Origin of the sequence: Halanaerobium polyolivorans, assembly GCF_020711195.1 — a bacterium.
Lineage (GTDB): Bacteria > Bacillota > Halanaerobiia > Halanaerobiales > Halanaerobiaceae > Halanaerobium > Halanaerobium polyolivorans.
On sequence record NZ_JAJFAT010000009.1, the window covers coordinates 21,020 to 44,658 of the forward strand.

Consider the following 23,639-nt stretch of genomic DNA (forward strand, 5'->3'; position numbering starts at 1 on the left):
AAACGCCAGCAATAAAATTGCTGGCGTTTATAAGATTAAAATTAGATTTATTTATCATAATTCTAAAGAAATCAGAGAATCTCCTAAATCTGCCTGATATTCTGCCGCTTTTTTATAAATCTTTAAAAGCTTATTATATTTTTTCACATTTTCTAAAATAGGTCTAACCTCTTCTGTAATATCATGTACTTGATCAATTTTATCGAAATTTTCCCAGAGTCCAGTTCCAACTGCAGCTACCGCTGCTGCTCCTAAAGCAGCTGCCTGTTGATCAATATTTGATTTGATAATTTTCATCTCATATAGATCAGCATATATTTGCCGCCATAGTGCACTTTTGCTGCCACCACCAACTAGCAAAATTTCATCCTTGATATCTGTCATCCTTCTCAACCTATTTAAACAAAGTCTTAAACCCATAGAAATACCTTCCATAGAAGACCTTAAAATATCTGCCCGAGTATGTTTTAGATCAAGCCCAATAAAAGCACCTCTAATATTAGGGCTTTTATCCATCGGCATACCTCCACCTAAACTAGGATTAAAGATTAATTTGTTTGCTCCAACAGGTGAACTTGCAGCTTCCTCATCTATTAAATCATATACATTTATATTTTCTCTTTCGGCTTTATTTATAAGATCTTTTGCCATATTATTTTTTACCCATTCAAAACTAGTTCCTGCAGAAGCAATAGCCAGCGCAGAAGCAAACATACCTGGAACAACATGATCAAAAACATAAGGTCTTGAATTAACTTCTAATAAAGGTTCACTTGAAGAAACTGCTATCCAGGAAGAAGAACCCAATGAATTATATATTCTACCCTCTTTATATGCTAGAGCACCTAAAGCCATACAGGAGTTATCTACTCCACCTGCAACAACCTTTGTGCTTGGATTTAGACCAATTTCAGCGGCTATTTCTTTTTTTATTGTTCCAATTACTTCAGTAGAAGCAACAATTTCGGGAAAAATAGAGGAAGGTAAATTACTAGCCTCTATTAGATCATCTTCATATCGACCTTCTTTTAAATTATATACTCCAGAACCAGATGCATATGATTGATCTGTAAATATATTCCCTGTCAATTTATAATTAATATAATCTTTTGTTCCAATGACTTTATCTATGTTTTTATACATTTCAGGCTCATTATCTTTATACCACATTATTTTAAAAACTGAATATAATTGTGGTCCAAAACCATTTCCAGTGATTTTATACCATTCTTTTTCATCATATCTTTCAAAAAATTTATCAGCTTGCTTAACAGCACGTCCATCTGACCAAATAGGTGTGGTTTCTCTTAACAATTCTCCTGCTTTGCTTATTGGAACAACTCCTAAACTATGACCTGAAATACCACAGGCTACAATTTCATCTTTATCAACATTTTCTTTATCTAACAATCTTTTTGTACTGCTAACTACAGCCTGCCACCAATCATTAGGTTTTTGTTCATGCCAACCATGATGGGGATAAGTTGTCTCATATGACTCATAGGTCTCATCTAAACACCTGCCGTTAATATCATAAAGTGAGGTTTTATTTCCACCAGTTCCTAAATCCCAAGCGATAATTTTTTGTGACATTTTTATCCTCCTTTATTATTGTTACTTGACTAGATTTCAATTCCACCAGGAAAATATTTTTTGAACTGCTCAATAATTTCAGGACCTCTACTGACACCAAAACGCTGCACTCCCAATTTGGACATTTCAATTAACGTGTAAATATCTCTTATTCCTCCAGCTGCCTTGATCTTAGTATTATCAGCAATAGAATCAGCAATTAAATTAATATCTAAAAGGTTAGTGTCTCTCCCTCCATATCCAGTACCAGTCTTCACATATTCTACACCAGCTTTACAGCCAATTCTGGTTCCTTCTTTGATTTCCCGAGGAGTAAGATAAGATACTTCTAAAATCACCTTCAAAGGTTTGGGCTTGATTAACTCTACCAACTCTTTAAGTTCATTATATACATATTCATACTTTCCAGATTTCAAAGCCCCAATATTAATTACTACATCTAATTCATCTACACCTAATTCAAGAGCTTCTTCACATTCTTGCAATTTGGATTTAGTGGTAGTAGTTCCAAAAGGAAAACCTATCCCTGTTCCCAGCTTGACTGGACTATCTTTCAACTCTTTTTTTGCTATTGGTAGATTAGCCGGCAGTACAAATGCAGCAACAAAATTATATTCTCTCACTTCCTTGCAGAATTCAACAATCTCTTCTTCTGTAACATAGGGATCAAGTTTACTCTGGTCAATCATCTGAGCAATACTATCAACTGTAATTTTCATAATGATCTCCCCTTTTAAATAATACTGAAATTTATCAGTTTCTGTACAAAAAACTATCAATCTCCAAGGCAATATTTAAATCTATCGTTTTCTTTGTGCTCAACTATTGTGATTTGATCATGCTTTCTCAATATTTCAAGAAGGGTTGATTCCGGAGTATCAAAATCACATGGAGCTAAATAATTTAATAAATCTTTGAACTCTTTAAAATCAATTATCTTTTCATAAACATATTCTAAATTCTTTTCTTCCTCAAGAAGTGAATCAACATGATATTTTATTAATTCCATTTTATGCTGTCCACAAAAGTTAACTGCTTCTGAAAGTTTAAATGTTGAACGATACTGAGACTCTCCAAGCCAATTTAAAACATATTGCTTTAAAAGTAGATTCAAAACTCTTTTGACATACTTTTCTGAATTTTCAGGCTGTATTTTAACCAATAAAATTCACCCCCAGATAAACTATAAACTTTGGTAATCTATTGAAAAAATATTTTTAATTCCCTTATTTTATTATTCAACAAATAGAGTTCAAAACCTTCTTTGCTTTGTTGAAGTGAAATAATTATCAAACTTTAATTTTATATATCTAACCATCATACTCAACCAGGTTAGGCATCAACTTTCTAATTCCACCCCTCGGGTTTTCTACATCCCCTTTATATCTAGGTATTATATGTTGATGAAGGTGCATTATAGTCTGCCCACCAGCATAATTGATATTAACCCCAATATTATAACCGTCCGGATTGTAATTTTCATCAAGTATATTTTTGCATTTTTTTGTTAGCTCAAATATTGCCTCTATTTCAGCAGTTTCTGCTTCAAAATAGCTGCTGAAATGACGTTTGGGAATTACAAGTATATGCCCTTTATTGACTGGAAAGTTATCATAAATGGCAAAAGCCAATTCATTTTCAACTATATAATCACTTTTATTATATTCACAAAATATACATCCCATCTTTATGCTCCTTAAATATTTTTTAGTCTTTTATTATAGTATTGCATTTTTCTGAAATTGACTATATCTTTGAAATGTCTGCTTAGTTCATAACTTAAAAATTTTTTTATTTCTCTGTGTAAAAGAAATTTCTTATTCACTTCATCATGAATAAAATATTTTCTTTTACTTAAATATTTAACAGGATTAATCCTTGCTTCCCTAATAAATCTTTTTTTATCCCACTGCTGCCAACCTTTATGTTTTTTATTGTTCAAGTCTTTTTGAAATCTTTTGTCATCTTTGTAAAAATTCATAAACGACAGCCCTACCTTTTCCATCTTAGCTTCAGCTTTGAGCTCGCCATCCTCCAGTAGAGATAAAAGAACTGGAATCTTATACAATTTATTCATTCTTGTATTTTCTAATTCTAGCAAAAATTCTTCTACAATCGTGTTTAACCAACTTTTTTCTGTTTTATTTATTTCTCCAATTTCAGCCAAAAATCTTAGATATCCTTTTTCATAATAGCTGCTATTTAAATAGTTTTTTATTTCGATATCACTACCATTATAGAGGTCAAGACGCATCGGTCTTCTATCCAAATAGTCTTTCAATCTGAAATATTCATCTTTCATTCTTGTTTCCAAAGGATCATTTTCTTTCATCTTATCAAATAAATTGATAAGCCTTAAATCAAGGTTAACCTGACACAATTCTGGATATTCAAAATCCTCACTACTCTGATACCTTTTATTATCTATCTCCATGGGATTTTGCCCAGATAAAAGCAAAGGAAGATAATGAGCTCGTTTATAATTACCTATAAAATCAAGCACTTTTAAATATTCTTTGTTCGGATATTTTCTTAAACCTCTGCCAAGCTGTTGTAAGAATACTACATAAGATTCAGTTGGTCTTAAAAATAGTACTGTATCAAGACTCGGAATATCAACACCTTCATTGAAAATATCGACTGCAAAAATAATATCTATTTCATTTTTATCTAATTTAGCTACTGCTTTTTTTCTGTCCATGAAATTTGGGTCTTTTTCTGTTGAACTGTGTACACAAACTGCTTTTATTTGATTTTGCTTAAAATAATCTGCCATATATTTAGCATGCTTAATAGAAGCACAAAAGCCTAGAGTTCTATCTCCTGCATGTTTTCTATAATTTTCAAGTATTAAATCAGCTCTTTTATGGGTAGAAAGAGCTTTTTCCAATTCTTTGCTATTATATTTTCCATTCTGATAATCAATTTCTTCATAATTGACTTCCTGATCATAAATACCAAAATATTTAAAAGGAACCAAAAGATCACGGTTTATAGCAGTTCTTAAATCTATATCAAAGATAAGATTATTATTACATAATTCAAAAATATCCTTATTATCCATCCTGTAAGGAGTAGCAGTTAAACCAAGCATAAAATCAGCCTCAAAATAATTCAAAATGCTTAAGTAACTATCTGCTGCTGCATGATGAAACTCATCGATGATAATATAATTGAACTCAGCTTGAGAGAAATATTCTTCTAAATATTGTTCTTTATGTAGGGTCTGAATACTTGCAAAAACAACCTCTCCATTTTTATTTTTATTTTTACCATCAAAAAAGCTTATATTTTTCTGAGGATCTAAAGCTAAATATGTATCTGCAGCCTGTTGCAGTATTTCTTCTCTGTGGGCAACAAAAAGTACTTTATCATATTCAAGAGAATCAAAAGCTGCCAGATATGTTTTTCCTACTCCTGTAGCTGCAGCAACAACTCCTTCTGAAACTCCTTCTTTTCTGGCAAGATCTAGTTCATATAAAGCATCTATTTGAGCTCCTCGAGGCTGTGGCTTTTCTTTATCTAATAATTGTTTTTTTGTTTTTTGAATATAATCTTTTTTGTCAATTTCTCTACTTATACTTGGTTTTTTCCAATCAGCTGCATATTTTTTAAGCACTTTATCACTAATGGGTATGGAATAATTATTATATAAATCTTTGAATTCAGTTAAAAAGTCATTAAAAGCTTTCTGATCTTTTTCTTCCTCCAGGCGATAATTCCATTCAATCCCAGCATGAAGAGCAGAAAAAGAGATATTTGAAGAACCAACAAAAAGAACTTTTTCACTTTCATTTTCGAAAAAATATGCTTTGGGATGAAAAGATATTTCTTCATCATTAAAAAATCTAATCTCTGCCAGATCTCCAAGCTCGTTTTTCAAAAGATAAATAGCAGAAGGTTCGGTGATATTTAAATACTTTGATGTCAGTATCTTAATATCTGCACCTTTAAATGCCTGTTTTTTTAGATCCCTGACAAGCAATTGAGCTCCTGATTCTCTCAGAAAAGAAACAATTATCTTAATTTCTTCTGCTTTTTTAAGCTCTTTGATTAAACTTTGATATAAATGAATGTCACGTCCTGTTATAGCATTTATCATAATTTCACCCGCTAAATTAATTTATTTCTGCTCAACTCTTTTAAAAGCTTAAAGCAATGCTTGTGGTAATACCTCGCCGATTATTGTAACCTAAAGATAGATCCTGTCTCGGAGTAATAGCAAAGCTTATTTCAGCTCCATAGACCCAAAATTGTTCGCTTTCTGTAGCCCCTTTAAAAGTCATAGCACTTCCACTTTCAGGATCGGCAAGTACCTCTGTTTCTTCAATAATACTTCCGCCAAGATTGGCTCTTATACTGCTCCTAGCTGTCAACTGTCTTCCTAAAATGAAATAAAGTCCTGTTTCTGAAGATACATGGCTCCCTATAACTTGATAATTTGAAGGAAGATCATCTCTTTCTGGCTTATCATAATCAGAATCAGTGCTAATACTAAAAACACCAAAGCCCCTTATCAGACCAGAATCATCTCGATTGATTATCTGGACTCCAAAACTGTGGCTTTCATATTCTCCACCATAACCGTAGTTTAAATCAAATTTAAAACTGGAGTTCTGAGCAGCTGCTGACTGAGAAAAAATAAATAAAAAGATTAATAACAATAAAAACTTTTTCAAGTTTTTCACCTCCAGAAAATCTTATTCATCTTTATTTTATTACAATATTAATCATATCACAAGACTATGACACCTTATTGTCACGAACTAATGTATTTAATACAAAAAAGCCCTGAAAATCTGCAATTAACTTAGAGAAGGTAGGGGATGAGGTAGTAGAGAATTAATTAGCAGTCTGCCCCCCAAAAGTTAAAATTAGATCTTCAGGACCAAAATTTATTGATTGATTAATTTTTATCAAATGATAAAAGCATCAACCTCTATTTCTAAAAGTTGAGTTTTACGATTAAGCTCATCTATACCAACCAGGGTAAACAAAGGTTTAATTTCTTTAAAGAATTCAGAATAGGCTTTTATGTATTCAGAACTCCTTGCCATATCAACTGCATACATTTTTACTTTTGTCACATCTTTTAATGCTGCTCCAGCTTTTTTTAGGTTTTTTTCAATTTTTTCTAAGATAAATTTAGTCTGGGCATATCCATCATCTACTCCAAAAACACTTCCATCTGATTGCACAGAAGTTGTACCACCAACATGAACTAAAGGTCCTACTTTAACTACTCTACTGTAGCCAACTTTCTCTTCTAATGGTGCTCCTGAAGAAAAATTTTCTCTTTTAAAATCCATTTTAATAACCTCCTTGATTTTTGCAGTTAAGATTTAGGATGAAAACGATCATATTTGAATGAAGACAAATTTAAAGCTGGATCTTCTTCTGCTGCCAAATCGGCAATCAATTCTCCAACAGCTGGTGCAATACCAAAACCATGTCCACTAAAACCACAGGCTAAATAAAAATTATCAATTTCTTCTACTCTGCTTATAATTGGTAGGTGATCAGGAGTCTGATCAAGAAAACCAGACCAGGTTCTTATTACATTCAAATCTTTGAGCAGGGGAAAATAATTTAAAATAGCCCTTGAAATAGAAGGAGCAGTTCTCTTTAAGGTCACCCTTCTTTTTTGATCAAATTGATAAGGCTCATTACCAGTCATTCCACCAAATACAAATGAACCGTGTTCACTTTGATGACCATAAAAATCAGAGCCTGCAGTACCAATCATCTGATCAAACATCAGCTCTCTGGGTTCAGTTACTAAAACCTCTACTAATAATTTGCGCATTGGAATCTCAATCCCCAGTGAGTCTGCAATAAACTTAGATTCATAACCAGCAGCCAATATTACTTTTTGGCTGGAATAAGAGTCCGTTTTTGTTTTAACACCTGCTATCTTACCCTCTTTTATTAGGACTGAAGTTACTTCTTCACCTGTTATAAACTTAACTCCAAGCTCTAAAGCTTTTTTGTAATAGGCCAGGGTTGTTTTCATTGGATTGGCATGACCATCTGTAGGACAATAACTGGCATATTGAACCTCATCAGAGATATAAGGACAAATCTTTTTAATCTCATCTCTTTTGATTAGTTCCAGTTCTAGACCCTGAGCCTGGCCTTGAGCTACAATATCTGCCAGTATTTGGCGGTGGGCTTCTGTCTTGCCCAAACGGAGATTACCTTCCTGGTGGTATTCTATATTTACCCCCAACTCTTTTTCAAGATTAGGCCAGATATTATTAACTGCATAAATAGCCAGGGGAAGTTCTTCTGCTTTCCGAGCTGATTGGCGAACTCCACCCCCATTACGGCTTGACCCTCCAATCCCAATCTCTTCTTTTTCTAAAACCAAAACATCTAAATTTTTTTTAGCCAGATTATATGCAGCAGCAGAACCGATAACACCTGCTCCCACAATAATTACATCATATTTTTTCACTTTAATTACCTGCCTTTATAAATTACTTTTAACCAAAATTATTAAGATCATCATTGGCATAAATCTGCATCTGAATAGGCCGCAAAGGTGCTCTAGGAGTAAGATTTTTTAGCTTATTAGGAGGCTTGTTTAATTCTTCTGCCATTATATTTTTTATAAGCTTTGTACAGGTTCTACCCTGACATAATCCCATTCCTGTTCTTAAATATTTTTTTAGCTCATCGATCGTCAGCATACCTTCATGAATAGCCTTTCTAATTTCTCCTTTAGTTACTTCTTCACAGCGGCAGATTATCATCTCATCATCTGATTTACTTAAAAAAGCTTCTTTATTAAAACTACGTTCAATTTTTTTATCCATATCTTAAAAATCCCCCTCCTTAAAAAATCTAGCTTGATCTACTATAGCATCTTTAACTTTCATGGTTAAAACAGCTGTTTTGTCATTTATTTTTGCCTGATTGACCTTGATTATTTCTGCCTCACCTACAACTTTACCCGCTCTATCTAAGGCTTTACCTCTGCTCCCTAATTCAGGCAGAGGAAAAAATTCATAGGGAAAAGAGACAGAACTATAGTTATTGCTATAGTTATGATTAACTAAAAATAATGCCTGTCCCGGACATGCAGCAACACAAAGCTCACAAGCAGAGCACTCAAAATTTTCATCTAACTCAGGCAGGGTAACTATATCTCCTTCAACCTTAATACAATCTTTAGGACAGATATCCTGACAGGGATCACAGGGAATATTCTGGGTACACTCAATAATAGGTATAACTTCACTGCTTTTTTTATCAATAAAGCCGGGGAATTTTTTGAGTTCTTCGGCTTTCAAATAACCTTTTTTAAGCAGGGTTTTTGCTAAAGGATAACCTTCTCTGCTTTTTTGAGGATAATCCCAGCTGCCTTCTCCGATTCCAAACATACCCTGTCTCAGCTCTTCTAAAGAAGCCTTATAAGCTGAAAATCTTGCTTCAAATTCTGCTTGATCAAGATAAGAAAGCTCTTTAAGTATTGAGGCAGCAGCAATTCTGCCTTCTACCATTGCTGCACTTGCTTCTTCTATTCCAGCCACATCACCGGCAGCATAGATTCCTTCCAGAGAAGTTTTAGAATATTGATCACAGATAGGAATTAAATCTCCAGCTTCACTTTTCATTTGACAGCCTGCCATCTCCAGTAATTTTGACATCGGTGAAAGTCCTACAGCCAAACATACAGTATCAACCTTAATTTCTTTTTCACTACCAGAAATAGGCTGCCAGTTTTCATCTACCTCAGTAATTATAGCTTTTTCTACCTCTGTTTCGCCTTTTAGCTCTTTGAGTGTATGGGAAGTATAAAAAGGCACACCTGTTCTAGCAAGCTTTGCAGCATGAACCCCATAACCACCAATCTTCTCGGAGGCATCGATTACTGCTTTAAGATTAGATCCGGCCTGAATCAGCTGATAGCCAACCACAAGACCTACATTGCCAGAGCCAACCATCAAAACATCCTCACCAGGTTTAACTCCTTCGATGTTCATCATGGTTTGGGCTGCACCAGCTCCGATAACACCTGGTAATGTCCAGCCAGGAAAAGGAATCATTTTTTCGGATGCTCCTGCAGCAACAATAATATTATAGGCAGAATAGTGTTCAATACTGTCAGCAATTTTGACTGAAACAGTTTTGCTGTCAAAAAGACCGATCACCGTCGAGTTTAATTTAACTTCTACTCCATAATCCTCTGCTTTTTTAAGCAGATCTTCCCCTATTTTAAAACCTCTTTCTCGGGCTCGATGCTGTTTTGAACCAAAAAACTTATGAATTTGTTTGAAAAGCTGTCCACCTGGTTTTTGGTTTTCATCAAAAACTATGACCTCCATACCTTCAGCTGCTGCTTCTATGGCAGCTGATAATCCAGCTGGACCTGCCCCAATGATTATTAGTTCATATCTTTTCATTTTTATTAGCGCCTTTCCTGGATAATCCATATTGGGTTTCAACAATCATACCTGCTTGAAGTGGTTCAACACAGGTTCTGACATTAGCTCTACCATCAACTATCATTACACAATCTGTACATCTCCCGATAGCACAGAAAACTCCTCTAGGTTCTGATTTTTTCCTAGTATAACGGTGAATCATTACTCCATTTGCTTTTAGTGCTGCAGCTATGCTCTCTCCAGAATAGCCCTGCATTACTTGATCATCAAATCTAAATTCAACTAGCTCTTCTTTTTTAAAATCTTTTATAATTGGATGGTTTTTAATGCGCACCTTAACTAACTCCTTTCAAATGCTTAACTTAAAAATAACCAAAGCTCTCAGAAAAGACATAATCAGTCCCGATCAATGGGATTCCGGTCACTGCTGAAGCTTCAGTATTAATAGCCCTAAGGTCTTCTCTTTCTAAATTTTTTAGTTTTGTTTTTCCGGCTGCTTTTGCTAACAGAACCGCTTCATTAGTCATCCCTTTAATGAAATTTGCTACTTTTTGAGCTGCCTGATCTATATCCAAGTTTTCTCGCTGCTTTTTATCCTGGGTTCCAATTCCAAATCCACATCTGCCGAGATGACACTGCAGACAAACCCTGCAGCCCATAGCAACCATGGCAGCAGTACCAATAGCTACAGCATCAGCTCCCATTGCAATTGCTTTCGCCAGATCAGCCCCATCTTTTATCCCCCCAGAAATGATAATATCTACTTCTTCTTTTAAATTGGCTTCTTCTAAAGTTTTTACCGCCTGAACTAAGGCTGGCATGGTAGGTATTCCAAGATGATCTGAAGCCATAACTGGAGCAGCACCAGTTCCACCCTGAGCACCATCTATAATTATTCCATCTACACCAACTTTGGCTGCTATTTTTACATCATCTTTAACCCTTCCAGCTGCTATTTTCATAAAGATTGGTACTTCATCATTGGTCAACTGACGAATCTGATCCATTTTAACAACCATGTCATCTGCTCCCAGGGCATCTCCATGTCTGGGGTGGCTGTGCAGATCTATACCAACCGGGAGCTGCCTGAATTCTGCAATTTCTTCGGTTATCTTTTCTCCCATCAAATGACCGGAAAGACCTGGTTTAGCTCCTATACCAACCAAAAACTCCAGCATATCTGCTGCATCAATATTATCTTTGCTGAAACCAAAACGGCTTGGTAAAATCTGTATTGACTGTCGATATGAATTCTGCAGCTCTTCTTTTAAAAGTCCACCTTCTCCATTGCTGATTACGGTTCCTGTTTTAGCAGTTGCCTTGGCCAAAGCGATCTTAGCTTCTTTGCTTAATGCCCCATAGGACATTCCTGAAATCATAATTGGGGTTTCAATAACCAGGGGTTTTTTTGCACTGCGGCTACCTAAAGTTGTTCTGGTATCACATTTTTCTCTATAAGTATCGATAGACATCCTGGTCAGCTGTGAAGGAAGAACAACTATATCATCAAAATTAGGCATAGCTCTGGTTGATCCACAGCCTCTAATCCGATGTTTACCACTGCTCGCCTTATTGTCTATTGCAGAAAGTGTTTCTTTATTCCAAATTCCCCTCTGTACATCTTTTGCTTTTTTTCTTTTCATAACAATTCCTCCAAAGATTTGCTGCTGTATTTTCTGGCCTCTTCTGCTTGTAGATCAATTTCAAAAAGTTCATATTGATGTCTACCTGAGGTCAGCGGTCTTAAAGCTTGCAGTTTAGATGCTTCTTCGTTAATCCCATAATGGGAAAAAAGCTGATTTATCTCTTTTATTTCTTCTTTATTTAAATCATCGATAAATACATTTCCACCTAGTTTAGCTTCTACAGCTTTATCCTTTAAATAGATTACACCTTTATACATCGATTCTCCCACTTCTCTGCCGACTTCACCAAGCACTATTAGCCTGCCTCCTAATATCATCTGACCTGCCCACATTCCAGCTGATCCACAGACTATTGTTGTACCACCTTTCATGCCATAACCTAGGCGGCTGCCGACATTTCCATGAACTACTATAGTGCCTCCACTCTGATATACTGCTAAATTACAGCCGGCATTTTTTTTGATGGTTATTTCTCCAGCCATCATGTTATCTCCGGTATACCAGCCTGCATTAGCTTCAATAGTTAAATTAGCTCCATTGAGGAAGCCTCCCGCATAAAAACCAGTATTACCCTCGATAATAACTTCACCCATTTCTAAACCTATACCAATATTATGCAGTGAATGAGGGTTTTTTAGCTTAAGCTCTTTATTTTTTTGTAATTTTTGCTTGAGAAGCTTATTAAGCTCTCTACTTTGCAGATTTGCTGCATCTAAATACTCCATACTCTCACCTCAGAAGGTTCCATTTCTCTAGCATAGATATCATCAAAAATAGGGGTAAATTCAATTTGTTCTGAACCCATTAAAATAATTCCGTCTTTTTCAAAAACTAATAAAGGTTTAATGCCCATCTTATCTTTAACAAATCCCATCTGATCAGAAGTTGCTGCTAATATACAAAATATACCATCTAATTTTTCCAGGCTATAATGGAGGGCATCCTCTAAGTCCCCACCATTTTCTTTCATTTTGTAGGAGATCAAATGACTGGCAGCTTCTGAGTCATTCATTGTTTTAAAAATGGCTCCTTTGCTCTCTAATTCTCTTCTTAAATTAAAGTAATTGGTCAGCTGACCATTATGAACAATACTCAAATCAGAATAAAATGGTGATACAAATGGATGAGCAGCATTAATATCTTCTGCACTCTCTGTTGCCATTCTGACATGTCCTAAACCATGGCTGGCTGATTCTTCTTCAATCTGATGATTTTTCCAAAGCTCAACTGCACTTCCACTATCCTTATATACTCTGCAGCTTTTGCCTATAGAATGAACATAGAGGGCTTCAGTCTTGTTAATTGCTGCATGAAGTCCACTAATATTTTCTTCATCTATATCGAGCTTCATATCTAAAAAACTAAAATTTTTATTTACTTCAGAACTTTCTTTGCTTACTTTTGCCCCATATTCTGTAATTAGGTCATTAAGTTTTAGTCTGGCATTAATATCACTTAGACTGAGGCGTAAAGACTTAGCATCTGCTTCTAGATGTCTGTCATAAAAAGCTATCCCTGTTGCATCTGGTCCGCGATGCTGAATCAATGATAGGATATCTATTATTGTGCTTGCCAGTTTAGATTCGTTTTTGTTGATTATTCCTGCTATTCCACACACGGTTTTTCCTCCTCTTTAGTTGATGATCAAACATGGTAAGCATAAAAATCCCATTCCCAATCTGTAACAGAATTGAAAAATTTATTAACTTCTAATTCTTTAAGCTTAACAAAATTATTGATTAAATCTTGGCCAGCACATTCTTTAAGCCACTGATCTTTTTCAAGAGCTGCCAAAGCCAGTTCTAAACTCTTGGGTACCCTTTCTCTTTCATCAATATCCTGATAATAGAGGTCCTCTTCAGAGATAGGCTCTGGTTCTAATTCATTTTTGATTCCATCAAGTCCTGCAGCTAAGATCGAAGCTAAAGCCAGATATGGATTTGCAGCAGCACTACCTGCTCTTACCTCAAGTCTGGTTGCTCCACCTCTTTCTTTAGGAACCCTTAAAAAAGCAGTTCTATTATCATAACCCCAGCCAATATAATATGGGGCAAAAGAATTGGGCTGAAATCTCTTATAGCAGTTTATTGTAGGAGCCAGAAAAGCAGTTAAGGCTTTAGCATGTTTGAGTATTCCTGCCGCAAAATTATGCATCAGATCAGACATCCCATCTGCTTTATCTTGGTCAAAAAACAGATTATCACCTGAAACAATATCTTCTATTGAAAAATGAAAATGACCACCACTACCTCCATTATCATCAAGGGGTTTTGCCATATAGGTTATAAAGAGATTGTTTTGATGAGCAATTTCTTTGCTGATACCTTTAAAGAGAACTCCCTCATCTGCATTCCTCAATACTGAACCATGTTTCCAGTTATATTCATACTGACCTGGATAAAACTCATGATTCATATACAAAACCTGAAAATCCATTTCCTTAAAAGTTTCTGTCATCTTACCTAAAAATTGATTCGGGTCTATTCTGTAATCACTTGTATAGCAATTCCCTGCTTTATTTGTATAGGGAATAAATGCTCCATCTTTTTTTCTGTTAAATAAAAAGAATTCCAATTCATTAGCTGAGATAGGATTATAGCCTAAGTTTTGATATTCTTTAATCATTCTCTTTAAAAACCAGCGGGGTGACTGTTTCATTTTTTCTCCGTTATGATAAAGATCTCCCAACAATAAAGCTGTATTATCAATATGAGGTAATATCTTAAAAGTAGAGGGATCTGCAAGAATTTTAAAATCATCATAGTTATTCTCCTCTATATAATCAACCTCGGCAATTTTATTGTCAAAAGACATAGACATAATAGCTGTACAAAAAGCGATACCTTCTTCAAAAACATGGTCAATCATATCAACCGGCAGTAGTTTGCTTCTATTAACTCCATTCAGATCTGTGTATTCTACTCTAATCATCTTAATATTCTCTTCCTTGAGCTTATATTTAATATAACGCTCAGAAATTCTCGGATAACCACTTGTCTTATTATTTAATTGCGTCATCTTAACTCCTTTCTAAACTTATGTTATCTTGATGTCAGCTATTTGATAGATTTGATTATATTTCTGAATTATTCTAAATGCAAGCTCTTAAATTTTAATATAATGGTATACAAATATATTTATTAAAAAAAACAAAAAACTTTTATCCCTAAGCAAAAAAATCATATCAACTTAGTTCAAAAAGTTTTTTAAATATCTAAACAGCTTATGATTGAGCCTTAATTTATTTAAAAACAAAAAAACTGAAGCCCTAAGACTTCAGTCAATTCTTTAATCTTTTATTCAACTTTTAAAACATTCATTCTATAACCTTATCTAAGATCAATCTTTTCTTAAAGGCTCCACGTTCTTTTCTTTTTTTCTCCTGGTATTCCCTTATCTTTTCTTCATCAAAATCAAAATAAGCTATTAAAGCAGTTAAGACCTCAAAAATATCAGCCATTTCTTCAAGTGAAGGCTGCTCTTCAAATTCCTGCAGCTCTTCTTTAACCTTTGCCAACAAGCTCTGCAGATATTCTTTGTCATCAGCTTTGTGCAGCTCATATTTTTTTCCTGCAGTTTCTATTAGCTCTGGAATCTTATCTCTGATCAGCTTATTATAATTTATTTCTTTAGTCACTTAATTATCCCCCTGATAAGAAAATTCTACTTCATCAATTATTTCAACAAATTCTTCTGCTAAATAGGGATCAAATTGGCTTCCTTTACATCTATTGATCTCAGCAACAGCTTCTTTTTTGCTCATTGCTTTTTTATAGGGCCTTCCACTCCTCATTACATCATAAGCATCAACCAGTGCTATTATTCTGGCCAGATAGGGAATCTCTTTAGCTTTTAAACCCCTGGGATAGCCATTCCCATCCCATCTTTCATGATGAGATAGAATTTCTTCTGCAACTACCGAGAATTCACTGGTAGCTGAAGCAATCTTATAGCCTCGGGAAGGATGAGCTTTTAAGATCTCCCATTCCTCAGCAGTTAATTTTCCCGCTTTGGTTAAAATATCTCCTGGAATAGATGTTTTTCCGATATCATGTAAGGCAGCCAGCAGAGAGAGGCGGTTTAATTGTGAATTTTGAATGCCCAATCTCCTACCAACACAAATAGCCAATTCGGTCATCCGTTCTGTATGTTCTACGGTTTCATCACTTTTAGCACTCAAAGCACTTAATAATCCCTTAACTATTTTATTATTAGCACTATTTGTTTCTAACAACTTATTATGATTCATATCTTTGTCAGCAATTTTTATAATATCCTTTATCTCTGCTGCCATACTATCCATAACTGCCAGCCCAACACCTATAGAAAGGGGAATCCCTTCTAATTCCGTTCTGGCAAAGCGTTCTTTAATCTCATAAAGATACTGATGGGCCTGCTCAGAATCACAATTAGGAAATAAGATGATAAACTCATCACCACCATAGCGGGCTAAAACTGCAGATTCAGGAATAATCTCTGCTAAAAGTTCAGCCGCTTTAATCAGAACTTTATCACCCATTGTATGACCATAACTGCTGTTAACTATTTTTAAACCATTTAAATCTGCCATTAAAATGCTCAGAGGCAGCATAGATTTGTCAATCTTTTTTAAACTCTGCTCAAAATAGCGCCTGTTATATAATCCTGTTAAATGATCATGTAAGCTGAGATATTCTATTTTAGCTTCCTTTTCCTTGCGTTCAGTAATATCTCTCACAAAAGCAATAAAATATTCCTGATCACCATTTTCTACCTTGCCTGCACTAATCTCGACCGGAGTTCTACTCCCATCTTTATTTAGATGTTCAAGTTCAAAATATACTGAAGAGCCAACCGCACATTTCTGCCAATGTTCTTTTACTTTTTTACGGTTATAGACATCTCTATTTGAATCATCTGGATGAAGATCAAAAACTTCCAGCTCACATAATTCTTCTCGAGAATATCCCATTGTTTTTGTTGCCTTTTTGTTAACATCGAGAATATTCCCCTCCAAATCATGCAGAAAAATCATATCATATACACTATCAATTATAGTCTTATAGAATCTATCGATAATAACTTGTTCTTCAGCCAAGTTTATACCTCCCTTTTCAACCGAGATTATAAATATATATCTATTTTTTAAAGAAATTTGGAAATTTTGTTATTAATTAAATCTATTATAACAAATAATAGCTGATAACAAAAGAATTTCCTGATTTTTTCATTATATAATAATAGCTTTAATTTTCTGAAAGTTGATAATATTTAAAGCTAAATAGACATATAAAGACTTAAATAGCCACAATAACTAAATTTGAGCTTAGAAAAGCTTTGCTTTTTTTGTTAAAGAGGCATATAATACTTATACAAGGTTCTGAGGAACTCCTAAGATTAAATGTTTGCAAGTAGTATTTTGAAATTCTTATTCAAGTAAATTTGTTTGAGATTTAGGCGCAAGCTTAAAACCAGTGAAGTTACTATTTAAAATAACTGAAAAGACATTATTAGGGAATAAGCTTCTTTAATAATAATCTTTGAGGAAGTTAAGAATAGTAATGGAGGACTAAATCAAGAACAAAAAGAAAGAACAAGAAAAGTAATAAAACAAACTGCAGGCAGGAAATCGAAGAAGATTCGTCAGAACCTTGCTATTTTTTTGCCTGTTTATTACAGTTTCTTTTTGGCTTTATCTTCATACATAGCTTTATCTGCTTTATTTATGATATGATTAATATCTTGAGCTGCTCTTTCTTTAACTGCAGTACCTATCCCCGCTCTAATAGCAAGTTCATCCTGCTCAGTTTTCTTAAATGCTCTTTGCAATCTTTCTACCATTTTTTCAACTTCAGGCTTTCTTGTCTGGGGAAGAAAAACTATGAATTCATCTCCACCCCACCTGGCAATAATATCCTCATCTCTAAAAGTAGTGCTTAATATTTCGGCCATTTTAACTATCAATTCATCACCCATTTTATGGCCAAAATTATCATTAATCTCTTTTAAACCATTGATATCCGTAATAAGTATACTGATCGGTAGTTGTCTTTGTTGATCAAGCCTTTTGATCTCCTCTGCTAAAAAGGTTCTATTATAAAGACCGGTCAGGTTATCCTGAAAAGTCAAACGCTGGATTTCCCTATCCTTGTTATTTTTGATTATAGCATTGGCAATTATAGGAGCAGCAATATCAAGTGTTTTAATATAACTCTCATTTAAATCCTGCTTTGCTTTAAAAAAGTCAAAAGCTATAATAGCAAATAATTTTTGATCTTCAAAAAGCCCTAAATATATACTGGACTTGATATTATCCCTTTCTAAAATATTTTTTTGCTGAGAATTACTAAGTTGATCAAGATCCTTAATATAAGAATAGCCCTTATTCATTAATTCTTCAATCAAATCTTTATTGTTAAATAACTCTTCAACCTTATTTCTTTCTATTTGGGCTATTTTTTTTGTTTTTCTCCAGTCAGCTAGTTTAGAAAGTGTTCTGCTGTAATCATCAAATTGATAAAGATAACTCCTCTCAGCCTGCAGAAAAACACTCAGCTTTTCCAGGCTGTATGATAAAGCCCCTTCTAAACTTTTAAGATCTATGCCTACAAATTTAGTTGAGATATTAGAAATTAAATTTTCCAACTGATACTGGAATCTGAGCTTTTTTATTCTTGTCTTTCTTGCAGTAATATCTCTTAAAATGCTAACATAATTACAACCCTTATTTTTTGTGCAAACAGGTGTTACTTTTAACTCTCCCACAAAAGTGCTGCCATCCTTCTTTTTGTTTTTAAGCTCTCCAGAATAGATTTCACCTTTGCCAACTTTTCTCTCTATTTTCTGCTGAATCTGAGCTGCATCTTCTCCTGCTATCAGCTTTAAAAGATTTTTATTTTTAAGTTCTGCTGAACTATAACCAAATAATTTCTCGGCCTGTTTATTAAGATAGATTATTTCAAATTCTTTATTTTTTAAGATAACAGCATCAGAAATATTTTTCATAGCTGTACTTAGATAGATGTTTTCTTCCTCTTCTCTTTTACGCTTGTCAATATCTATATCTATCCCAACCATTCGAGCTGGCTTACCGTTATCATCAAATTTACTAACTTTAGCTATATCATTAATCCACTTCCAGTTTCCAGAAGTAGTTTTAATACGATGTTCACTGTGGTAAAGTTCTGTTTTGCCTTTAAGGTGATCATCAATTAAATTTTTAACTTTTTCCCTATCATCAGGATGGACTAATGCCTCCCAATCAGAAAAAGAAAAATCCCAACTTTCTTCGGCTATTGCATCTAAACCTACCATTTTTTTAAAATGATCATTATTGCTAATCTGATCTGACTGCAAATCCCAATCCCAAACACCCAGTTTAGCACCATCAACAGCCAGCTCCAATCTTTCTTTAACTTCTGCTAATTCTTTTTCTCTTTGATACCTATCACTAATATTTCGGCTGACAACTAAGAATTCACTGCCCTTGCTTTTATCTATTTTAAGCAGTCTAGCAGCATAGCTTTCTATATTACCCCCGATTTCAAGCTGATATTCAAAACTTTGCACCTGATAACTTTGCTCAGCAAGTTCTAAGTTTTTCCTGAATTTTTCAAGCAGTTCTCCTGAAAATATCTCTGATATCTTTTTGCCAATAATCTCTTCTTTTACCCTATAAAGTTCTCTTTCCACACCTGCCCAGATATCCAAAAATCTCTCCTGCTCATCTAGTAAAATTATCACTTCAGGAATATTAGAGACTATTTTATCTAAATACCTGCTTTTTTCCGCTAATTTTTTGGTCAAATTATGGTTTTCGGTTCTATCCAACAGATTTACCAAAAGAAGCCCGTTTTCAAGCTGGTTTACCCTTAATTCTACATATTTATCCTGCTTATCTTTAGTTCTTATTTTTGTCAGATTGCTGTAAGAACCGCTTTCAATATCTTGATAGAATCTCTCTTTGGTTTTAGATCTCAGTTTTTGATCAGGGTAGGCAAGTTCAAACCAATTCTCTATCTGGCCCAGGTCTTTTTTAGTGTAGCCTGTTATTTCTACTGCAGTTTTATTTATGAACAGAAAGCTGCCTTCTGAATCGATCACTGCAAGACCTAATTTCAATTTGTCGAATATTTTGCTGAATGCTTGAATCTGATCCATTTTCATCACCACAATTAAAATTTTAGCTGAAATTAATAACTATTTCTACTAAATTATATTTCAAGTAAAACTATGTTTCTCCTTCAAAAAATTTAATTTTTCTAAAAAAAGAACAGCCTTTAGAAGCCGCTCTTTTAATTAAGCTATTCTATTATCATATTATTTATAAATTCTGAAAATTAATAAAATTTAGAGTATCTGTATTTTAATTCGCTCTAATGGTTTTTAAAGCTCAATAATAAGCACTGAGGCTTTTTGCTTTTTTAAGTTTTTGGGCCTATAATATTAGTACAAGGTTCTGAGGAAGTCCTAAGATTGAATGTTTGCAAGTAGTCTTTTGAAATTCTTATTTAAGTAAATTTCTTGGCGATTTAGTAAGATTAAAGCCGAAGAAATTACTAGTAGAGATAACCAAAAAGTAATTATTAAGGAATAGCCTTCTTTAATAATAAACTTTGAAGAAATCAAAACTAGTAATGGAGGGCTAAATCAAAAAGAAAAAGAAAAAATAAGAAGAGTAAAAAAACAAACTACAAACAGGAAATCGAAGAAGATTCGTCAGAACCTTGTTATTTTTTTGCCTAATTTTATCTCAAAAAAGTAAATGCCCCTTTAAAGGGGCATTTTTATCTTTATTTAGAATTGAATTTTGCTCATTATTTGAGCAGTTGATGGTAATCTTGAATTGCTTTTATTTTATAATCGCTTTTAATTGCTGCTTCTATACCCTCAACACTTGCTTTGGCAGCTGTTGTGGTAGTTATATATGGTATCTTATATTTAATAGCTCCAGAACGAATATAGCTGTCATCTTCTATACCCTCTTTACCGATCGGAGTATTTATGATCAGCTGAAGATCTCCATTTTTAATGGCATCGATAATATTCGGTCTGCCTTTGTTTAGTTTGTTAATAACACTGCTTTCAATATCATTTTCTTTTAAGAACTCATGAGTTCCCTGAGTTGCTTTGATCTCAAAACCAAGCTCCACCAGTTTTTTGGCAGTAGAGATTATTTTCGGCTTATCATTATCATTAACAGTGATTAAAACCTTGCCTGAAAGCGGCAGCTCTAAACCTGCAGCTGTCTGGGCTTTATAGAAAGCATGAGAATAACTTTCTGCAATTCCCATTACCTCACCAGTAGCCTTCATCTCAGGTCCTAAAACAGGATCAATATTATCAAACTTATCAAATGGGAAAACAGCTTCCTTAACACCTGTATAAGGTATCTGCTTATCTTTAAGCTCAAGGGCTGAAAGTGGTTCACCAAGCATCAGTCTTGTTGCCAGGCGGGCCATATTGATACCCGTAACCTTACTGACTAAAGGTACTGTTCTTGATGCCCTTGGGTTTGCTTCAATAATATATACCTTCCCTTGATAAATAGCAAATTGGATGTTCATCAGACCAACTACATCAAGTCCTTCTGCTATTTTAGCACTGTAGTCCTTAATAGTTTCTAACTGCTGATCTGTAATATTAATCGAAGGAATTGCACAGGCACTATCACCTGAGTGAATACCAGCTTCTTCTATATGTTCCATCACCGCTGCAACAAAGGTTTCGTCTCCATCTGTTAAAGCATCAACCTCTGCTTCTAAAGCATCTTCTAAAAATTTATCAATTAAAATTGGATGTTCTGCTGATACTTCTGCTACAGCAGTATCGATATATTTTGTCAGACTTTTTTCATCATAAACGATTTCCATCCCTCTACCACCAAGCACATAAGAAGGTCTCAGCATCAAAGGATAGCCAATTCTTTCAGCAATAGTATAAGCTTCTGCAACCGATTTGGCAATATCACTCTCTGGCTGGGGAATATCTAATTTATTCATCAAAGCTCTAAACTCTTCCCTGTTTTCAGCAAAATCTATACTTGCCGGAGAGGTTCCCAAAATATTGACACCTGCCTCTTCTAATTCTGCAGCAATATTGAGTGGTGTCTGGCCGCCAAACTGAACTATCATCCCATCAGGTTGTTCTTTTTCATATATCCTTAATACATCTTCTGTAGTTAAAGGCTCAAAATATAGTTTATTTGAGATATCATAATCAGTTGAAACAGTTTCAGGATTACAATTTACCATTACAGAATCATAACCAAGATCATCTAAAGTAAAGGCCGCATGAACACAGGCATAATCAAATTCTATTCCCTGGCCAATCCTGTTTGGACCTCCACCAAGGATCATAACCTTTTTATTATCTGTAGCACCAACCGGACTTTTGTCCATATTATATGATGAATAATAATATTCACCATCTGCTCCACTAACAGGAACAATATCAAAATGACCTTTTTTGCCTACTTGAAGTCTTTGACTTCTAAGCTCAGCTTCTTCATTTTCAGTCAGTTGAGCTATATATCTATCTGAAAAGCCCTTTTCTTTTGCTTTAAGCAAAAGCTCTTCAGGAAGTACTGCTCCTCTATGTTCTCTAAGCTCTAAATCCAGTTCAACAAGTTCTTTCATCTCATTTAAAAACCATCTATCAACATAGGTGATCTCATAAATTTCATCAATACTGATCCCATTTAACATTCCCTGGTAGATTAAAAAGAATCTCTCACTAGAAGGGGTGCTTAGCCTTTCTTTTATTTCTTCATTGCTCAGCTCTTCTATTTCAGGAACATTGCCCAAACCATATCTGCCTATCTCTAAAGAACGGATGGCTTTCTGCATGGCTTCAGCAAAATTTTTACCGATGCTCATCGCTTCACCAACAGCTTTCATCTGGGTTCCCAATTTATCTTCTGCTCCAGGGAATTTTTCAAATGACCAGCGGGCATATTTAACAACTACATAATCTCCACTTGGCTCATATTTATCAAGAGTTCCTTCTTTCCAGTAAGGAAGCTCATCTAAAGTAATACCTACCGAAAGCTTGGTAGAAATCCTGGCAATTGGAAAACCGGTTGCTTTAGAAGCCAGGGCTGAAGATCTGGAAGTCCTGGGATTCATCTCGATTACAACCATCCTGTCATCTGCCGGATTATAGCCGAACTGAAAGTTAGCCCCTCCAATCACTCCAATAGCATCTGCTATTTTGTAACTGTATTCTTCAATTCTATCCTGAATATGCTGGGGAACAGTCAGCATCGGTGCTACACAGAAACTGTCACCTGTATGAACACCCATTGGATCTACATTTTCTATAAAACAGATCGATATTTTTTTACCATTATCATCTCTTACCAGCTCTAATTCTAATTCCTGCCAGCCGATTACTGCCTCTTCGATCAGAACCTGATTAATCATGCTGGCTGCAATACCATTTTCAGCTATATTTCTAAGTTCTTCTACATTATAGACCAATCCACCACCTGTACCCCCCATGGTATAGGCTGGTCTAACTACAACCGGATAACCAAGGTCCTGAGCTATTTCTTCGGCCTCATCTACAGTATAAGCCGGTAAACTGCGGGGCATAGGGACATCAAGTTTTTCCATCTCCTCTTTGAAGGAAATCCTGTCTTCTCCCCTTTTGATTGCCTCTGGCTGAATACCGATGATTTCTACACCGTGTTTTTCCAAGATTCCCGCTTCATATAATTCTGATGAAAGATTTAAAGCTGTCTGTCCACCAAGATTAGAAAGTAGGGCATCTGGTTTCTCTTTTTCTATTATCCTCTCTAAACTACTGACATTTAACGGCTCAATATAGGTTCTATCTGCCATTTCCGGATCTGTCATTATAGTTGCCGGGTTCGAATTAACCAATACTATTTCATATCCTTCTTCCATAAGTGCTTTACATGCCTGAGTACCTGAATAATCAAATTCACAGGCTTGGCCTATAACAATTGGGCCAGACCCAATTATTAACACCTTCTCAATATCTTCTCGTTTTGGCATAACTGCTCTCC

General features: G+C 34.7%; 19 protein-coding genes. All 19 read right to left on the reverse strand.

The annotated features are described in order from the left end of the window. Positions 1–54: 54 nt before the first annotated feature. Positions 55–1,593 carry a xylulokinase gene (locus tag LJ207_RS07335; protein WP_229345656.1) on the reverse strand — a complete coding sequence of 513 codons (1,539 nt, stop codon included), beginning with the start codon at positions 1,591–1,593 and terminating at the stop codon, positions 55–57. Positions 1,594–1,622: 29 nt separating this feature from the next. Next, positions 1,623–2,312, reverse strand: coding sequence for a deoxyribose-phosphate aldolase (deoC, locus tag LJ207_RS07340; RefSeq protein WP_229345657.1), 690 nt, complete (start codon positions 2,310–2,312; stop codon positions 1,623–1,625). Positions 2,313–2,368: 56 nt separating this feature from the next. Further along, a complete protein-coding gene (locus LJ207_RS07345) occupies positions 2,369–2,755 on the reverse strand; it encodes a hypothetical protein (protein ID WP_229345659.1) in 387 nt (128 codons plus the stop codon). Positions 2,756–2,903: 148 nt separating this feature from the next. Beyond that, complete coding sequence (locus LJ207_RS07350; RefSeq protein WP_229345660.1) at positions 2,904–3,278, reverse strand: HIT family protein; 375 nt, start codon at positions 3,276–3,278, stop codon at positions 2,904–2,906. Positions 3,279–3,289: 11 nt separating this feature from the next. Further along, complete coding sequence (locus LJ207_RS07355) at positions 3,290–5,695, reverse strand: DEAD/DEAH box helicase family protein (RefSeq protein ID WP_229345662.1); 2,406 nt, start codon at positions 5,693–5,695, stop codon at positions 3,290–3,292. A 40-nt stretch (positions 5,696–5,735) separates the two neighbouring features. Further along, positions 5,736–6,272 (reverse strand): hypothetical protein, encoded by a 537-nt coding sequence (locus tag LJ207_RS07360; protein ID WP_229345663.1) that lies wholly within the window; start codon positions 6,270–6,272, stop codon positions 5,736–5,738. A gap of 237 nt (positions 6,273–6,509) precedes the next feature. Then, on the reverse strand, positions 6,510–6,902 hold the full coding sequence (locus LJ207_RS07365) for a Rid family hydrolase (protein ID WP_229345665.1): 393 nt from the start codon (positions 6,900–6,902) through the stop codon (positions 6,510–6,512). A gap of 26 nt (positions 6,903–6,928) precedes the next feature. After that, positions 6,929–8,050 (reverse strand): NAD(P)/FAD-dependent oxidoreductase, encoded by a 1,122-nt coding sequence (locus LJ207_RS07370; protein ID WP_229345667.1) that lies wholly within the window; start codon positions 8,048–8,050, stop codon positions 6,929–6,931. A gap of 28 nt (positions 8,051–8,078) precedes the next feature. Continuing rightward, entirely contained in the window at positions 8,079–8,411 is a 333-nt protein-coding gene (locus LJ207_RS07375) for a (2Fe-2S)-binding protein (RefSeq protein ID WP_229345669.1), read from the reverse strand. Between the two features lie 3 nt (positions 8,412–8,414). Continuing rightward, on the reverse strand, positions 8,415–10,001 hold the full coding sequence (locus LJ207_RS07380) for an FAD-dependent oxidoreductase (protein ID WP_229345671.1): 1,587 nt from the start codon (positions 9,999–10,001) through the stop codon (positions 8,415–8,417). Next, positions 9,988–10,317 (reverse strand): (2Fe-2S)-binding protein, encoded by a 330-nt coding sequence (locus LJ207_RS07385; RefSeq protein ID WP_229345673.1) that lies wholly within the window; start codon positions 10,315–10,317, stop codon positions 9,988–9,990. The genes LJ207_RS07380 and LJ207_RS07385 overlap by 14 nt, the downstream gene beginning before the upstream one ends. A 28-nt stretch (positions 10,318–10,345) precedes the next feature. Beyond that, complete coding sequence (locus LJ207_RS07390) at positions 10,346–11,626, reverse strand: FMN-binding glutamate synthase family protein (RefSeq protein WP_229345675.1); 1,281 nt, start codon at positions 11,624–11,626, stop codon at positions 10,346–10,348. Further along, the gene (locus LJ207_RS07395) at positions 11,623–12,354 is read right to left on the reverse strand and encodes a GltB/FmdC/FwdC-like GXGXG domain-containing protein (protein WP_229345677.1); all 732 of its coding nucleotides are present in this window, start codon (positions 12,352–12,354) and stop codon (positions 11,623–11,625) included. Before LJ207_RS07395 ends, LJ207_RS07390 begins: the two co-directional genes overlap by 4 nt. Beyond that, a complete protein-coding gene (locus LJ207_RS07400; RefSeq protein ID WP_229345679.1) occupies positions 12,342–13,247 on the reverse strand; it encodes a class II glutamine amidotransferase domain-containing protein in 906 nt (301 codons plus the stop codon). Before LJ207_RS07400 ends, LJ207_RS07395 begins: the two co-directional genes overlap by 13 nt. A 26-nt stretch (positions 13,248–13,273) precedes the next feature. Further along, complete coding sequence (locus LJ207_RS07405) at positions 13,274–14,647, reverse strand: glutamine synthetase family protein (protein ID WP_229345680.1); 1,374 nt, start codon at positions 14,645–14,647, stop codon at positions 13,274–13,276. A gap of 298 nt (positions 14,648–14,945) precedes the next feature. Then, a complete protein-coding gene (locus LJ207_RS07410; RefSeq protein WP_229345682.1) occupies positions 14,946–15,266 on the reverse strand; it encodes a nucleoside triphosphate pyrophosphohydrolase in 321 nt (106 codons plus the stop codon). After that, a complete protein-coding gene (locus LJ207_RS07415; RefSeq protein WP_229345691.1) occupies positions 15,267–16,706 on the reverse strand; it encodes an HD domain-containing phosphohydrolase in 1,440 nt (479 codons plus the stop codon). It abuts the gene before it with no gap. A 575-nt stretch (positions 16,707–17,281) separates the two neighbouring features. Continuing rightward, the gene (locus LJ207_RS07420; RefSeq protein WP_229345693.1) at positions 17,282–19,768 is read right to left on the reverse strand and encodes a sensor domain-containing diguanylate cyclase; all 2,487 of its coding nucleotides are present in this window, start codon (positions 19,766–19,768) and stop codon (positions 17,282–17,284) included. A gap of 656 nt (positions 19,769–20,424) precedes the next feature. Beyond that, on the reverse strand, positions 20,425–23,628 hold the full coding sequence (carB, locus tag LJ207_RS07425; RefSeq protein ID WP_229345699.1) for a carbamoyl-phosphate synthase large subunit: 3,204 nt from the start codon (positions 23,626–23,628) through the stop codon (positions 20,425–20,427). Positions 23,629–23,639: the final 11 nt, after the last annotated feature.

Bases quoted from the DNA above. Each gene is read 5' to 3' on its own strand.
- LJ207_RS07350 (WP_229345660.1), bottom strand. From the start codon at position 3,278: ATGGGATGTATATTTTGTGAATATAATAAAAGTGATTATATAGTTGAA.
- LJ207_RS07390 (WP_229345675.1), bottom strand. From the start codon at position 11,626: ATGAAAAGAAAAAAAGCAAAAGATGTACAGAGGGGAATTTGGAATAAA.
- LJ207_RS07365 (WP_229345665.1), bottom strand. From the start codon at position 6,902: ATGGATTTTAAAAGAGAAAATTTTTCTTCAGGAGCACCATTAGAAGAG.
- LJ207_RS07375 (WP_229345669.1), bottom strand. From the start codon at position 8,411: ATGGATAAAAAAATTGAACGTAGTTTTAATAAAGAAGCTTTTTTAAGT.
- carB (WP_229345699.1), bottom strand. From the start codon at position 23,628: ATGCCAAAACGAGAAGATATTGAGAAGGTGTTAATAATTGGGTCTGGC.
- deoC (WP_229345657.1), bottom strand. From the start codon at position 2,312: ATGAAAATTACAGTTGATAGTATTGCTCAGATGATTGACCAGAGTAAA.
- LJ207_RS07420 (WP_229345693.1), bottom strand. From the start codon at position 19,768: ATGGATCAGATTCAAGCATTCAGCAAAATATTCGACAAATTGAAATTA.
- LJ207_RS07335 (WP_229345656.1), bottom strand. From the start codon at position 1,593: ATGTCACAAAAAATTATCGCTTGGGATTTAGGAACTGGTGGAAATAAA.
- LJ207_RS07405 (WP_229345680.1), bottom strand. From the start codon at position 14,647: ATGACGCAATTAAATAATAAGACAAGTGGTTATCCGAGAATTTCTGAG.
- LJ207_RS07355 (WP_229345662.1), bottom strand. From the start codon at position 5,695: ATGATAAATGCTATAACAGGACGTGACATTCATTTATATCAAAGTTTA.
- LJ207_RS07380 (WP_229345671.1), bottom strand. From the start codon at position 10,001: ATGAAAAGATATGAACTAATAATCATTGGGGCAGGTCCAGCTGGATTA.
- LJ207_RS07395 (WP_229345677.1), bottom strand. From the start codon at position 12,354: ATGGAGTATTTAGATGCAGCAAATCTGCAAAGTAGAGAGCTTAATAAG.